The following is a 12432-nucleotide window of genomic DNA, read 5'->3' on the forward strand; positions in this document are numbered from 1 at the left end:
GGCTCGGTAGAATGGCACGGTGCTGAACGAATTCTGGGCCACCGCGTCCACCACATACAAGGTCCTTGTTTTTACTGCCATGGGACTCCTCGCCGTCGGGCTGATCCTGAATATCGCAGGCAACAGCACCCAGAACCCGGGCCTGGCCACGGCATCGCTGCCGGTGATCGGGCTGGGGCTCATCCTGCACCTGGTGGGCTTCGGGTACCGTGGCCGCCAGATCCGGAAGAGCCTCAAGCGCTAGCAGAGGCCGCGTTCCGCCGCACGTGGCTGCGGGCGTGTTCTATGGCTGCAGGAAGGTCCGAGAACAAATGCTTATGGTGGCGCAGGGAGCGGATAACGCCAACGTTTGTCACCAGCGCCAGGTGATCCGGCTGGACCCCCTTGAGCAATACCGTAATGCCACGCAACTCCAGTGCTGAGATGACCTCTACCAGCGCGTGGGCGCCGGTGGCGTCGAGCATCCGCAGCTGGGAGAGCCTGATGATGGCCACCTGGATGTCCTTCACCTGGCTGATTTCCTGGAGGACCCGTTCTGCAGCGCCAAAGAACATGGCACCGTCCAGCCGGAAGACGGCAATATGCTCGTCACCGTCGATGGCCGGACCGGAGATTTCCTCCCGCTCTACGGCGCTTAGCGACGCGAATTTGCGCAGGGTGAAGAATGCTGCAGCGGCCAGGCCGATCTGGATGGCGACGATCAGGTCGAAGGCCACAGTGATGATTGCAGTGAGGACAAAAACGGCCGCATCCGAATGCGTGGACCGCAGGATAGCGGCAACCGTGCGCCGGGACACCATGCGCACCGCGGTGACCATCAGGACGCCGCCCAGGGCTGCCAGCGGGATGCGGCTGACAAGCCCTGCGGCAAGGTAGACAATGCCCAGCAGCACAGCAGCGTGCACCACGGCGGACAGCCGGGTCTTGGCGCCTGAGCGCACGTTGACTGCCGTCCGTGCGATGGCGCCGGTGGCAGGCATGCCACCAAAGAGGCCGGCCGCGATGGACGCCAGCCCCTGGCCGGTCAGTTCGCGGTCCGGGCTGTAGGCTCCGCTGGGCGTCCCATCCGGGCCGGCCAAGCCTGCGGCCACGCGGGCCGAAAGCAGGGATTCGATGGCCGCCAGGCAGGCGATGGCCACGGCCGGCATGGCCAGGCTGCCCAGGGACGCCACATCGACGGCGGGCACGGACGGCGCTGCAAGGGAGTGCGGCAGCGCGCCGATCCGGGGGACATCCAGCCGCAGTACCTCGGCAGCCGCCGTCGTCAGCAGCACGGCGATCAGGCTCGCCGGAAGGGCCCGGAACAGCTTTTGCACCAGGACCATCACGACGGCGACGCCCGCCACGAGAGCCAGTGTCAGCAGGACCGTGGGGGCCGCGGCGCCGGATGCCGCCTCGATGGCTGCGAGCAGGGTGTTGTGGCCCGGAATGCCGGCCGTGCCGGTCGCCAAAGGGACCTGCTGGAGGAAGATGATGGCCGCAATGCCCAGCGTGAAGCCTTCCACCACGGGCCAGGGGATGAAGGCCACCGCCCGGCCCAGGCCGCTGATGCCGAGGGCACAGACCAGCAGCCCCGCCAGAAGGGAGACCAGGGCCACGCTGCCGGTCCCGTGCACTGCCACAACCGGAGCCAGGACCACCACCATGGCGCCGGTGGGGCCGGATACCTGGACGTGGGATCCGCCCATGACGGCGGCCACCAGCCCGGCCACGATCGCCGTGATCAGGCCGGCCTCTGCGCCTACCCCGGAGCTGACCCCGAACGCCAGCGCAAGCGGCAGTGCCACGATTCCCACGGTGATGCCAGCCAGCACGTCCGTCCGCCATGACTGGCGCAGCCCGCTGTAGTCGGCCCGGGAGGGCAGGAACCTGCTGAGTCCACGGGTCCGGGCGTGTCCGTCCAGGCTCACGAGGGGGACCCGGGTAGGTGCCCGGTGGGCAGCTTCTGCGCCAGCCGGAGCTGTTGGTTGGAATCGGCAAGGCTGTCCAGCAGGAAGATCCGGGCTATGGCAAGCAGTTCCGAAATACCAGGGTGGGCCAGCCGGTAGGTCACCACATTGGCGGTACGTACGGACGTGACCACTTTGTGTTTGCGCAGGGTGGCCAGATGCTGGGAGAGATGGGACGCCTCAAGGCCGGTTTCGGCCAGCAGATGGCTCACCTGGGCCGCGTTGTCCGGGGCGGCAGCCAGCAGCTCCAGGATCCTGATCCGGGCGGGGTGCGCCAGGGCCTTGAACAGGTTGGCTTTGATCTCATACAGCGGAGCCTGGGCGGGCGACAGCATCTGGGCCTCTCCTGCGCCAGAGCGCCACGAGTTGATGGGTTGATGATTCCATCATACCAGTGGCGGACAAGGGCCTTCGCGTCTGGCGGGAACGATAGGCTTGAGGCCATGACTATCAATCCGGACCTGCAGGGCCGCAGCTACCCTGCCGCAGAGGTGTACGACGTCGGCCGCGAGAAAATCCGCGAGTTCGCCCGCGCCGTCAAGGCCACCCACCCAGCCCACTTTGACGTCGAGGCCGCCAAGGCCCTCGGACACAGCGACCTCGTGGCTCCGCCGACGTTCGCCATCATCATCGCCCAGCGTGCCGATGCCCAGCTGATCGAAGATCCTGACTCCGGCATCGACTTTTCGCGGGTGGTCCACGCGGACCAGCGTTTCACCCACCACCGGCCCATTGTGGCCGGCGACCGGCTGATTGCCGAACTGCACGTGGACGGTGTCCGTGCCATGGGCGGCGGTGCCATGATCACCACCCGCTCGGAAATCTTTGCCCTCGCCGGTGATGAGACGCGGGAGAGCGTTTCCACCACCACATCATCCATCCTGGTCCGCGGAGAGGGACAGTAGCCATGAGCCCCAGATTCCACGAACTCAGCGCCGGACAGGACATCGGCAGCCGCACCATCGAGGTCACCCGCACGGACCTGGTCAAGTACGCCGGTGCCTCCGGCGACTTCAATCCCATCCATTGGAATGAAGCCTTCGCCACGGGGGTGGAGCTGCCGGGCGTCATCGCCCACGGCATGTTCACCATGGGTGCCGCAGTGCAGCTGGTGTCCGACTGGGCCGGCGACCCCGCCGCGGTCGTCGACTTCCAGACCCGCTTCACCAAACCGGTCCTGGTAACCGACACCACCGGCACCCCGGAACCCGGCGCCACCATTGAGGTCAGCGGCGCCGTTGGCAAGCTCGACGCCGATGCCGGCACCGCCCGCGTCGACCTGACCGTGGTTTCGGCCGGCCAGAAGGTATTGATGAAGGCCCAGGCCGTCGTCAGGCTGGCATGAGCCACAAGTGACCCAGACAATGCTTTCCGCCCTGACCACGGCTGCCGTCGGAGGCCCCGCCGGCAAGTTCATCGAGGCCAGGACCGAGGCTGGGATCATCGACGCCGTCCAATCCGCGGACGCTGCAGGGGAGCAGGTCCTCATCATCGGGGGCGGTTCCAACCTCCTGATTTCCGACGACGGGTTCCCCGGTACGGTGGTCAGGATCGCTTCGGAAGGGTTCACCGTCAGCGCCGAGGATTCCTGCGGCGGGGTGGCCGTGGTGGTCCAGGCGGGCCATAACTGGGACGCCTTTGTGGAACACGCGGTGCTGCATGCCTGGTCAGGAATTGAAGCCCTTGCCGGCATCCCGGGTGCCACCGGCGCCACGCCGGTCCAGAACGTGGGCGCCTACGGTTCTGACGTTTCGCAGACCATCGCCGCCGTGCGGACCTGGGACCGTTCGCGGAACGCCGTGCAGACCTTCACCAACTCCGAGCTCAAATTCGGCTACCGCGATTCCATCCTCAAGCAGACCACCGTCAACGGTTCGCCCCGTTACGTGGTGCTGACGGTTGAGTTCCAGCTGCCCCTCGGCCGGATGAGTGCCCCCATCCGGTATGCCGAGCTGGCGCGTTCACTCGGTGTAGAGCCGGGTCAACGGGCCTACTCGAACGATGTCCGCCGCGAAGTGCTGCGGCTGCGGGCCTCCAAGGGCATGGTGCTGGACTCGGCCGACCGGGATACGTATTCCACCGGTTCATTCTTCACCAACCCCATCGTTCCTGAGGACGTGGCGGCCGGGCTGCCCGCTTCGGCACCGCAATATCCTTCCGGCCAGGACGGGCTGGTGAAGCTGTCCGCCGCGTGGCTGATCGACCACTCGGGATTCGGCAAGGGATTTGGCCTGGAAGAAGGCAGTGTCTCCGGCGGACGGGCCTCACTGTCCACCAAGCACACGCTGGCCATCACCAACCGCGGCTCAGCCAGCGCGAAGGATATGGTGGCGGTCGCGCGCGAGGTGCGCGCCGGCGTCGTGGAGCATTTTGGTATTGAACTGCATCCGGAACCGTTGCTTATCGGGCTGACACTCTAGCGCCGATCGGCGGAATGCCGATTCGGAGCTCCATCCGCCAGCCGGACATTTGCTGCCATACCCAGGACAGCCGAGGCCCAGCCGGTGAGGGCAAGGTAGGGGCCCATAAAAAGCCAGACCAGGAGCCCCGGCATGGATGGATTTGTTACCCCAGCCAGAATGCAGGTCACCAGTCCGATGACCGAAATGGCGAGGGAAAGGATCCAGAGGAGCCTGCCGCTGAGTGGGTGGTGCCGCCAGTCGCGGTAGATGTGGAGCCTTTGGCGGCTCACCCGGATGCCGGGAAAGAGGACTGCATATCCACCGCCGAGGGCGAAACCCAAGGAAGGCAGCAGCAGGCCCAGGTCGGATTTACCGTCGGCCGGATATGCGGAAACGGCGGCCACTCCAATGGCCACCCCCACCAGGACCGAAACGGTCCCGCCCACCATCCATCTTTTTGTTTCGCGCGCGAGCAACTGCCACAAACTCCCCAAAGTCATGGTTCTACCCTAGCGGCAGTGTCTTGCGCTCCCGGACCACGCCCTGCACCGGGGAAATTGTCGCTGTCAGGTCCTAGGATGAGGGCATGGCAGCAACGGCAGGAAACCGCGTAAGCCGGAAGATCATGGGCAGGCTGCGCTTGGCGTCGCAGGGCCTGGTGGGGCCCGGACTCGGCTCGGTTCCCGACGCCGTGCGCTGGATGACCGCCACGCAGGCCCAGGATCTGCAGGCGGCGCTGTGGGCCGCGGGCCTGAGGGTGCCCGGGGCCGCTGTGAGCGACGTCCGTGCGGCAATTGACGGCGCCACTGTGGTCCGCTCGTGGCCGATGCGGGGGACCCTGCACCTGGTGGCCCCCGAGGACTTGCGGTGGATGCTTGGCCTCACTGCCGAGCGGCTCACCCGCAGCATTGCGGGCAGGCACCGGGAGCTGGATATCACCTGGGCGGACATCGAGAAGTGCCGCGACGTTGCCCTTGAGCGCGTGGCCGGCGGTGGTTCCTTGAGCAGGGCTGAGCTCTTTGCTGCGTTTGAGGCAGCCGGGCAGCAAACCACCGGCCAGCGGGGGATCCACGTCCTGGGAACACTGTGCCGCCACGGATGGCTGGTCCAGGGCCCGCTCGTCGGCAACCAGCAGCTTCTGGTGGCCTTCGACGAGTGGATCCCGGTTTCGCGGAACCTTGAGCGGCAGGAGGGGATCGCGGAGTTTGCGCTGCGCTACTTCCGCAGCCACGGCCCGGCCACCCTACGTGACTTTGCATGGTGGACGCAGATTCCCCTGACCGAAGTGCGGTCCGCTTTTGAGCTCGTCCGCGGGCAGCTGGTCGAGCTTGAACTCGGCGACACCAGCTACTGGTTGTCACCGGAGACCGCGTCACTGCTCGATGACGGTGTGCCCGGCCAGCGGTCCGTCCTGCTGCTGCCCGGCTTCGATGAGTTTGTGCTCGGTTACACGGACCGGAGTCTTGTCCTGGCACCGGAGCACGCCAACAAGATCGTCCCCGGCGGCAACGGCGTGTTCAAGAAGACCATCGTGGCCGGGGGAGAGGTGATTGGCACCTGGGCACGTGCTGGCACAACCCCGGGCGCCGCCGTCGTGCCCGAGCTCTTTGACGAAACCAAGCCGCTCGGCCCCGGTGCCCGCGCTGCCTTCGACAAAGCCGCCGAGCAGTACGTGGCGTTCCTGGCGGGCTGAGCGCAAAGAAGCGGCCCCGCCACGCAGGAGCGGCCAGCCACGCAGGAGCGGCCCCACCCCGCAAAAGCGGTGCTGGGCAGCACCGCTCGTGCGGGGCAGGGCCGCCCAAGTCATACCGAACCGGCGGAAAACGCGAACCGGTGGGCCTTTTCCACATAGAGTCGCTGCGCGCTACCTTGGCCACCGGCGGTCAACAAGTCTTGGAACATGAACGGTGACAAAATCCGTGCGCTCGTGGACGCGCGCTGGCCTGCCTTTCCTGTGGCATCCACACGGCAGCTGACCGCGGCAGGGCTGGAGGAACGGGTTCTGACCACAGCAGTCCGCAGCGGTGTCCTCCTCCGGCTTCGGCGGGGCGCCTACGTCCGAAGCGCCTTTTGGCAAGGGGCCGAACCGTGGACCAGAGACGCTTTGCAGATTCAGGCGCACTTTGAGTCCACCGGAGGGCTCTCCCGCTACAGCCATGTCAGTGCTGCCAGGCTGCACGAATGCCATGTCTGGGATGTTGGGCCCCGGATCCACGTCACCACGGACTACGCAAACTCCTTGAAAAGTGCCGGGAACGACGTCCGGACGCACCGGGCGGCCTTGGCATCCTCGGAACTGACAACGTTGTGGACGTCGGACGGCAGGGAAATCCTGACCACAAGCCTCGAGCGGACCGTCCTGGACTGTGCCCGTATCCTGACGCTTGAACAGGCAGCTGTGATCGGCGACCATGCGCTGCGCAAGGGAGCCCGTATCAACAGCATGCGCCAGCTGCTGGTCCAGTGCCCGGCCAAACGCGGGAGTCGGCGGGCCCTGGATCTATTGGATGTCCTGGATGGCCGGTCGGAATCGGTAGGGGAGACCCGGACAAGGCTGCTGCTCCGCTCCTTTGGCTTGACGATGTTCCTGCCGCAGTTCGAGATCCCCACGCCGCGCGGCCTCTTCCGGGCGGACTTCGCGGATCCAGCGACCAAAATCGTGATCGAGTTCGATGGCAGCGGAAAATACACCGACTACAAACCCACCGAGGAGGTACTTCTCGCTGAGCGCCGCCGAGAGAATGCCATGGTGGAAGAAGGCTGGCAGGTCCTCCGGCTTGAGTGGAAGCACTTGGCCCAGCCTGCCGAGCTGAGGCGACGGCTGCTCGCCATCATGGACCGCTCAAAAAGACTGAGCGCGTGACGGTCTTCAGCGCAAGAGCGGCCCTGCCCCGCACGAGCGGTGCTGGGGGAGCACCGTTCGTGCGGGGCAGGGCCGCCTATGTACGTGTTGGGGCTAAAGGTTCCCGGTGGCGATGTTGAGCATGCGGCGCAACGGCTCGGCGGCGCCCCAGAGGAGCTGGTCGCCTACGGTGAACGCGCTGATGTACTCCGGGCCCATGTCGAGCTTGCGGATACGGCCCACCGGGATGTCCAGCGTGCCGGACGCGGCCACCGGAGTCAGGCCCGCCATGGAGGCTTCCTTGGTGTTCGGAATCACCTTGGCCCACTCGTTGTCCTCGGCCACGATCTTCTCGATCTCGGCCACGGAAAGGTCCTCGCGGAGCTTGAGGGTGAGGGCCTGCGAGTGGGAGCGCATGGCGCCGATCCGGATGCAGAGGCCGTCCATGATCACGCGGTTCTCTTCGGACGTGCCCAAGATCTTGTTGGTCTCGACCCCGGCCTTCCACTCTTCCTTGGACTGTCCGTTGCCCAGGTCCGCATCGATCCAGGGGATCAGGGAGCCGGCCAGCGGCACGCCGAACTGGGTGGCGTCGATGTCGGTCCGCTGGTGGGCCAGGACCTTTCGGTCAATTTCCAGGATGGCCGACGCCGGGTCGTCCAGTTCCGAGCTGACCTCGGCGTTGAGCGTGCCGAACTGGCTGAGCAGTTCGCGCATGTGCCGGGCGCCGCCGCCGGAGGCAGCTTGGTAGGTCATGGACGTGCCCCATTCGACGAGGCCGTTCTTGAACAGCCCGCCGAGGCCCATCAGCATGCAGGAGACGGTGCAGTTGCCGCCGATGAAGTCCCTGGTGCCGTTGACCAGGCCCTTGTCGATGACGTCGCGGTTGATCGGGTCCAGCACGATGATCGAGTCGTCGTTCATGCGCAGCGTGGAGGCGGCGTCGATCCACAGGCCGTCCCAGCCGCGGCTGCGCAGCTCGGTGTGGACGCGCTTGGTGTAGTCCCCGCCCTGGGCGGTGACAATAATGGGCAGCTTAGCCAGGGTGTCGACGTCGAACGCGTCCCCGAGCTTGCCGGCCCCATCAGCAAACGACGGGGCGGCACCTCCTGCGTTCGAGGTGGAGAAAAACACCGGGTTGATGCTGGCGAAGTCGCCCTCGTCCTGCATGCGCTGCATCAGGACGGAACCGACCATGCCACGCCAACCGACAAGTCCAACGGACGGAGTAGCTGCTGTAGTCATTCGTCCAGTTTAGACTTTGGAACCGGCACGGCGCAGTCGGTTACGTCACTGCCCGGCGGCAGGCAGGCAACATCAGGCCGGAGCTACTCCACGGGGCGGGGGAGATTGCGGGCCTTGCGCAGCTTCTCGGCCTTGCGTTCCTTGAAGTAGCCGGACCAACCGGCCACGAGGGGTATGAGGATCAACAGGTACATCCACCAGATATCAGCCAGGATCTCCCACTGATCGGTGATGGCCATTTGTACGATCCCGTAGAGCATCCCGCCGAAAGCGAGGGTGATCAGGACTGCCAGGACGAGCAAACCGGCGGAGCTGTTCACGGGTTTCACCAGGCTGAGGCCGTCGTCCTTTCGGACTCCGTACTCCTCAGGGGTGTAGGCGATGAGCTCACCGCTTTCGGCGCGACGGTACATCGTTTCCCTCCGGTCTGTTTCAGAGGGGATGTAGTCCGGATCCTGGGGAACGTCGTTGCTACGCCTTGCCACGGGACTCCTCGATGGCCCGCAGCAGCCCGGCGTCGTCGAGCCCCGGAGATTCAGCGACCGCATCGGCGTCGAAGTCAGGGATACCTGTGACCCAGGAGTCGCCCTCGCGTCGGACCAGCAGGTTCTTCTCACTGTCCAACGTCTTGAGCACGATGTAGGCCGAGCCAGCCGGATTCTCTTCAACATGCTGACGGAGTACCCGGAGGGTGGCCTCGGCCGAGGAGATCGACGGGTCCTGGGCGAAGACAAACCATGTGCCCAGCAGCCGGGGCTGAAGCATGAGGGCTACGCCAGGGGCTTCGAGGAGGGCCACGTTGTCCATGGTGTCAGCAGTCAAAAGTGAAATTTCGGTCCAGCGCGTAGCCTGTCCAAGCGCCGTGGCGACCGCGGCGGCGACACCGGTCACACCGAGGTCGCCTTCCGCATTGACAGTTGCCATGTCGCGGGCCATCAGCGAAGAAGCCCCTGCGGTGGACAGCGTGGAGTCATCCACCATGTCTTCGGCGCGGAAGACGCTCACTGAACGGTCGCGGGCTGGACCCTCGAATACATTCAACAGATACGCAAATTCACCGACTCCAAAGCCGATGACGTCAACACCGAGCCGAGGTTCCTGCTGGGTTTCATCCTGTGTGGTCATGAAAGTCTCCTATCCTCCGAAGCCGAAGAACTTCGCAACGGACTTGCCTGCATCTTTAACGGTGTTGCCCGCGTCACTGACGAACTTGCCCGGGTCCTTGACGGCGTTGGCAATTCCGTCGCCCACGTTCTTCCCCACGCTGCTGATCGTGTCCCAGTTCTCGTAGATCGCAACCCCGACGCTGGCCACCTGGCACACTGTACCGGCGGGTGGCGGCAGGAAGCAGCCGATGCCGAGGCCCGTTTTGAGGGCACTCCCCACGCCGCCTTTGATGTCCCCATCCGCGAAGCTGCGGACCGAATCCACGGCGCTGAAGCCGACGCCGGCCCAGCCCAATCCGCGTGCCAGCCCGGACTTGCCGAGCCACTCAAACTTGGTGCCCGCACCGATCCACGGCTTTTCTGCAAAGAAACCCTCGGCCTTGCTCAGCGGCCCGATGTACTTGTCCAGGTTCTTCAGCGACGCGATGTCTGACGCTTTATCGATGAGCCCGAGGCCCCGGTTTGCCTTGGTCGATTCCCTGAGCAGGTCGTCGAGGGCGGTGTTCCCCGCGGTGTTCCCCAGTAGGTGGCGGCTGTCGAAAACCGGCCCGCCGAGCCGGTGCTGGCCTTTCGACAGTAAGGCCTGGGCTAGTTCCGTGGGCCGGTTCTTCAGGACCCAGCCGTACTGCCCTACGTGTTTGGCAAGGGTGAGGGGGGCCTTGATGTACTTCTGGATGTTCATGCCGGCTTTCAGGCCGCCGACGGCACCGAGCAGCACAGCGCCCGCCACCGCGAATCCTGCTGAACCCATGTCCGCGCCTCGCACAGAGCCGGCCGCGCCGTCCTGGCTGGTCTTCTCTTGCTCATTGGCGTTCTCCAGCAGTTTTTTGGATTCCTGCTTGAGTGCTAATGCCGTCCGCTGGAGCAGAGCCCGATGGCTTCCGTTCCAGTCAGAGCGGAACTTAACAGCGTCTTGGCCCTTCCAGGCAGGGGTGTTGTTGATCTGGCTGCTCAGCCGTGAGGACTGCTGGAGCAGGTTGTCGGACACCTTTCCGAACTGCTGTGCGAGCGTCCGGAGCCCGGCGACGTCGGCGCCCCACATGTTTCCTGCCACAAGGCACCTTCCCCAATGTCTGAGCTGCAGGTTCTCGTATGCTGCAGAATACTGGCGTAACTCTAGTTGAGCCCTGCCATGGCTGCGATGGGCTGTCCTCCCCATCCGGCCGTGGACCTGGGAAAACAGCTCAAGGGCAGACAGCTCAAGGTTACACAGCTCAAGCCGCTACCGGCCGGCGGTCTCCGCCGACAGGGCACGCTTGCGGGCACGCAGCGCGAAGAAGGCGCCGAAGGCGAACACCTGCGTCACAACGACCAGCACGATGATGCCGGCGAGCTTGTTGCCGCCCAGGATCATGGTCAGGCCAACGATCGCGGACAGGAGTGCAAGCAGGGGCAGCAGCATATAACCAAGGACAAAGAGCGTTTCCGGTTTCTTCAGCATCTCAGCCCTCCGTCCTGACCCATTTGGTGAATCTGTACCGCGTTCCGTTGGCCGCCGTCAGCCAGCCATCGGGAGGAACGGAGGCGGCCGCCTCCCAGGTTTCGCCGAGTTCGGGAGCAAACGTGTCGCCGTCGGCCTTCACATCGATCGTGGTGACCACGGCAACGTTGGCGAGGTCGGTGGACTGCTTCAAGATCTCGCCTCCTCCCAGGATCCACACCGTCTCGCCGCCTTCAACGAACTGGGACTCCAGGAGGGCGTCATCCAGGGAGGGGACCACGACGGCGCCCTCCGCCTCGGGCGTCTCGGCCCAGCTTTTCTGCCGGGTGATGACGATGTTGGTCCGGCCGGGCAGGGGCCGGTACTTGTCCGGGAAGGACAGCCAGGTCTTTCGCCCCATGATGACGGGGTGGCCGACCGTCAGCCGGTTAAAGTGCTTCAGGTCCTCGGGCAGGTGCCAGGGCATGTCGCCATCTTTGCCGATGACGCCGTCCGGGGTCTGCGCCCACACGACGCCTACACCGGTCACGGAACCGGCAAGCTCAGCGGTGAATGCCTGGGGGTCGGCGGTATTTTCTGTACTCATACGGCGATCGGAGCCTTGATCGTAGGGTGATGACGGTAGCCCACTACTTCGAAGTCATCCAGCGTGTAGTCGAAGATCGACGCCGGCTTCCGGGTGATCTTCAGCTGCGGGTATTCGTACGGCTCACGGTCCAGCTGCTTGAGGACCTGGTCCATGTGGTTCTCGTAGATGTGGACGTCCCCGCCGGTCCAGACGAACTCGCCAGGCTCCAGCCCCACCTGCTGGGCGATCATGCAGGTCAGCAGCGAGTAGGAGGCAATGTTGAAGGGCACGCCCAGGAACATGTCCGCTGAACGCTGGTACAGCTGGCAGGACAGCTTCCCATCCGCCACGTAGAACTGGAAGAACGCGTGGCACGGGGGCAGCGCCATGTCCTTGAGCTCGGAGACATTCCAGGCGGATACGATGTGCCGGCGTGAGTCCGGGTTGGATTTGAGGTTCGCCACCAGCTCGGCGATCTGGTCGACGTGGCCGCCGTCCGGGGTGGGCCAGCTGCGCCACTGGACGCCGTACACGGGACCAAGTTCTCCGTCGGCGTCCGCCCATTCATTCCAGATGGTTACACCCTGGTCCTGCATCCACTTCACGTTCGATTCGCCGCGCAGGAACCACAACAGCTCAACCGCGACGGACTTGAAGTGCACCCGCTTGGTGGTGACCAGCGGAAAACTTTGGCTCAGGTCAAAGCGCAGCTGACGGCCGAACACGCTGCTGGTGCCGGTCCCGGTTCGGTCGGATTTGTGCGTGCCATGTGCCATGACGTCGCGCAGGAGGTCTTCATAAGGCGTAGGAATGCTCACG

General features: G+C 65.0%; 16 protein-coding genes. 6 read left to right on the forward strand and 10 right to left on the reverse strand.

Annotation, left to right across the window (positions count from 1 at the left end; all coding sequences use genetic code 11):
* Window positions 1-19: 19 nt before the first annotated feature.
* The gene (locus QFZ30_RS04120) at window positions 20-244 is read left to right on the forward strand and encodes a DUF3188 domain-containing protein (protein WP_307073750.1); all 225 of its coding nucleotides are present in this window, start codon (window positions 20-22) and stop codon (window positions 242-244) included.
* On the opposite strand, the gene QFZ30_RS04125 is transcribed toward QFZ30_RS04120, so the two are convergent.
* The gene (locus QFZ30_RS04125; protein ID WP_307073751.1) at window positions 234-1910 is read right to left on the reverse strand and encodes a SulP family inorganic anion transporter; all 1677 of its coding nucleotides are present in this window, start codon (window positions 1908-1910) and stop codon (window positions 234-236) included. The genes QFZ30_RS04120 and QFZ30_RS04125 overlap by 11 nt on opposite strands.
* Entirely contained in the window at window positions 1907-2284 is a 378-nt protein-coding gene (locus QFZ30_RS04130) for an ArsR/SmtB family transcription factor (protein ID WP_307073753.1), read from the reverse strand. Before QFZ30_RS04130 ends, QFZ30_RS04125 begins: the two co-directional genes overlap by 4 nt.
* A 108-nt stretch (window positions 2285-2392) precedes the next feature.
* Here QFZ30_RS04130 and QFZ30_RS04135 point away from each other — a divergent pair, with 108 nt between their 5' ends.
* From QFZ30_RS04135 to QFZ30_RS04145, 3 genes are read left to right on the forward strand one after another with little or no spacing between them, the layout of a single operon-like run.
* Window positions 2393-2854 carry an FAS1-like dehydratase domain-containing protein gene (locus QFZ30_RS04135; RefSeq protein WP_307073755.1) on the forward strand — a complete coding sequence of 154 codons (462 nt, stop codon included), beginning with the start codon at window positions 2393-2395 and terminating at the stop codon, window positions 2852-2854.
* Window positions 2855-2856: 2 nt separating this feature from the next.
* Complete coding sequence (locus QFZ30_RS04140; RefSeq protein WP_307073756.1) at window positions 2857-3294, forward strand: MaoC family dehydratase; 438 nt, start codon at window positions 2857-2859, stop codon at window positions 3292-3294.
* Between the two features lie 7 nt (window positions 3295-3301).
* Entirely contained in the window at window positions 3302-4369 is a 1068-nt protein-coding gene (locus QFZ30_RS04145; protein WP_307073757.1) for a UDP-N-acetylmuramate dehydrogenase, read from the forward strand.
* Here the strand turns inward: QFZ30_RS04145 and QFZ30_RS04150 are convergent.
* A complete protein-coding gene (locus tag QFZ30_RS04150) occupies window positions 4366-4851 on the reverse strand; it encodes a hypothetical protein (RefSeq protein ID WP_307073759.1) in 486 nt (161 codons plus the stop codon). The two genes, QFZ30_RS04145 and QFZ30_RS04150, sit on opposite strands and share 4 nt — an antisense overlap.
* An 86-nt stretch (window positions 4852-4937) precedes the next feature.
* On the opposite strand from QFZ30_RS04150, the gene QFZ30_RS04155 reads away from it, so the two are divergent.
* Both QFZ30_RS04155 and QFZ30_RS04160 read left to right on the forward strand, forming a co-directional pair.
* A complete protein-coding gene (locus tag QFZ30_RS04155; RefSeq protein WP_307073760.1) occupies window positions 4938-6044 on the forward strand; it encodes a winged helix DNA-binding domain-containing protein in 1107 nt (368 codons plus the stop codon).
* 207 nt (window positions 6045-6251) lie between these two features.
* Entirely contained in the window at window positions 6252-7214 is a 963-nt protein-coding gene (locus QFZ30_RS04160) for a type IV toxin-antitoxin system AbiEi family antitoxin domain-containing protein (protein WP_307073762.1), read from the forward strand.
* A 93-nt stretch (window positions 7215-7307) separates the two neighbouring features.
* Here QFZ30_RS04160 and asd read toward each other — a convergent pair whose 3' ends face one another.
* From asd to QFZ30_RS04195, 7 genes are all read right to left on the reverse strand, one after another.
* The gene (asd, locus tag QFZ30_RS04165) at window positions 7308-8438 is read right to left on the reverse strand and encodes an aspartate-semialdehyde dehydrogenase (RefSeq protein WP_307073764.1); all 1131 of its coding nucleotides are present in this window, start codon (window positions 8436-8438) and stop codon (window positions 7308-7310) included.
* Between the two features lie 83 nt (window positions 8439-8521).
* Window positions 8522-8923, reverse strand: coding sequence for a hypothetical protein (locus tag QFZ30_RS04170; protein ID WP_307073766.1), 402 nt, complete (start codon window positions 8921-8923; stop codon window positions 8522-8524).
* A complete protein-coding gene (locus tag QFZ30_RS04175; RefSeq protein WP_307073769.1) occupies window positions 8910-9563 on the reverse strand; it encodes a hypothetical protein in 654 nt (217 codons plus the stop codon). The genes QFZ30_RS04170 and QFZ30_RS04175 overlap by 14 nt, the downstream gene beginning before the upstream one ends.
* Before the next feature lie 9 nt (window positions 9564-9572).
* Window positions 9573-10658 (reverse strand): WXG100 family type VII secretion target, encoded by a 1086-nt coding sequence (locus tag QFZ30_RS04180; protein WP_307073771.1) that lies wholly within the window; start codon window positions 10656-10658, stop codon window positions 9573-9575.
* A 168-nt stretch (window positions 10659-10826) separates the two neighbouring features.
* Window positions 10827-11045: an NF038396 family protein gene (locus QFZ30_RS04185; RefSeq protein ID WP_307073773.1), complete on the reverse strand. Its 219-nt coding sequence runs from the start codon at window positions 11043-11045 to the stop codon at window positions 10827-10829.
* Between the two features lies 1 nt (window position 11046).
* The gene (locus QFZ30_RS04190; RefSeq protein ID WP_307073775.1) at window positions 11047-11631 is read right to left on the reverse strand and encodes a dihydrofolate reductase; all 585 of its coding nucleotides are present in this window, start codon (window positions 11629-11631) and stop codon (window positions 11047-11049) included.
* Entirely contained in the window at window positions 11628-12431 is an 804-nt protein-coding gene (locus QFZ30_RS04195; RefSeq protein WP_307073777.1) for a thymidylate synthase, read from the reverse strand. Before QFZ30_RS04195 ends, QFZ30_RS04190 begins: the two co-directional genes overlap by 4 nt.
* Window position 12432 lies beyond the last annotated feature (1 nt).

It is taken from the genome of Arthrobacter pascens, from assembly GCF_030815585.1.
Lineage (GTDB): Bacteria > Actinomycetota > Actinomycetes > Actinomycetales > Micrococcaceae > Arthrobacter > Arthrobacter pascens_A.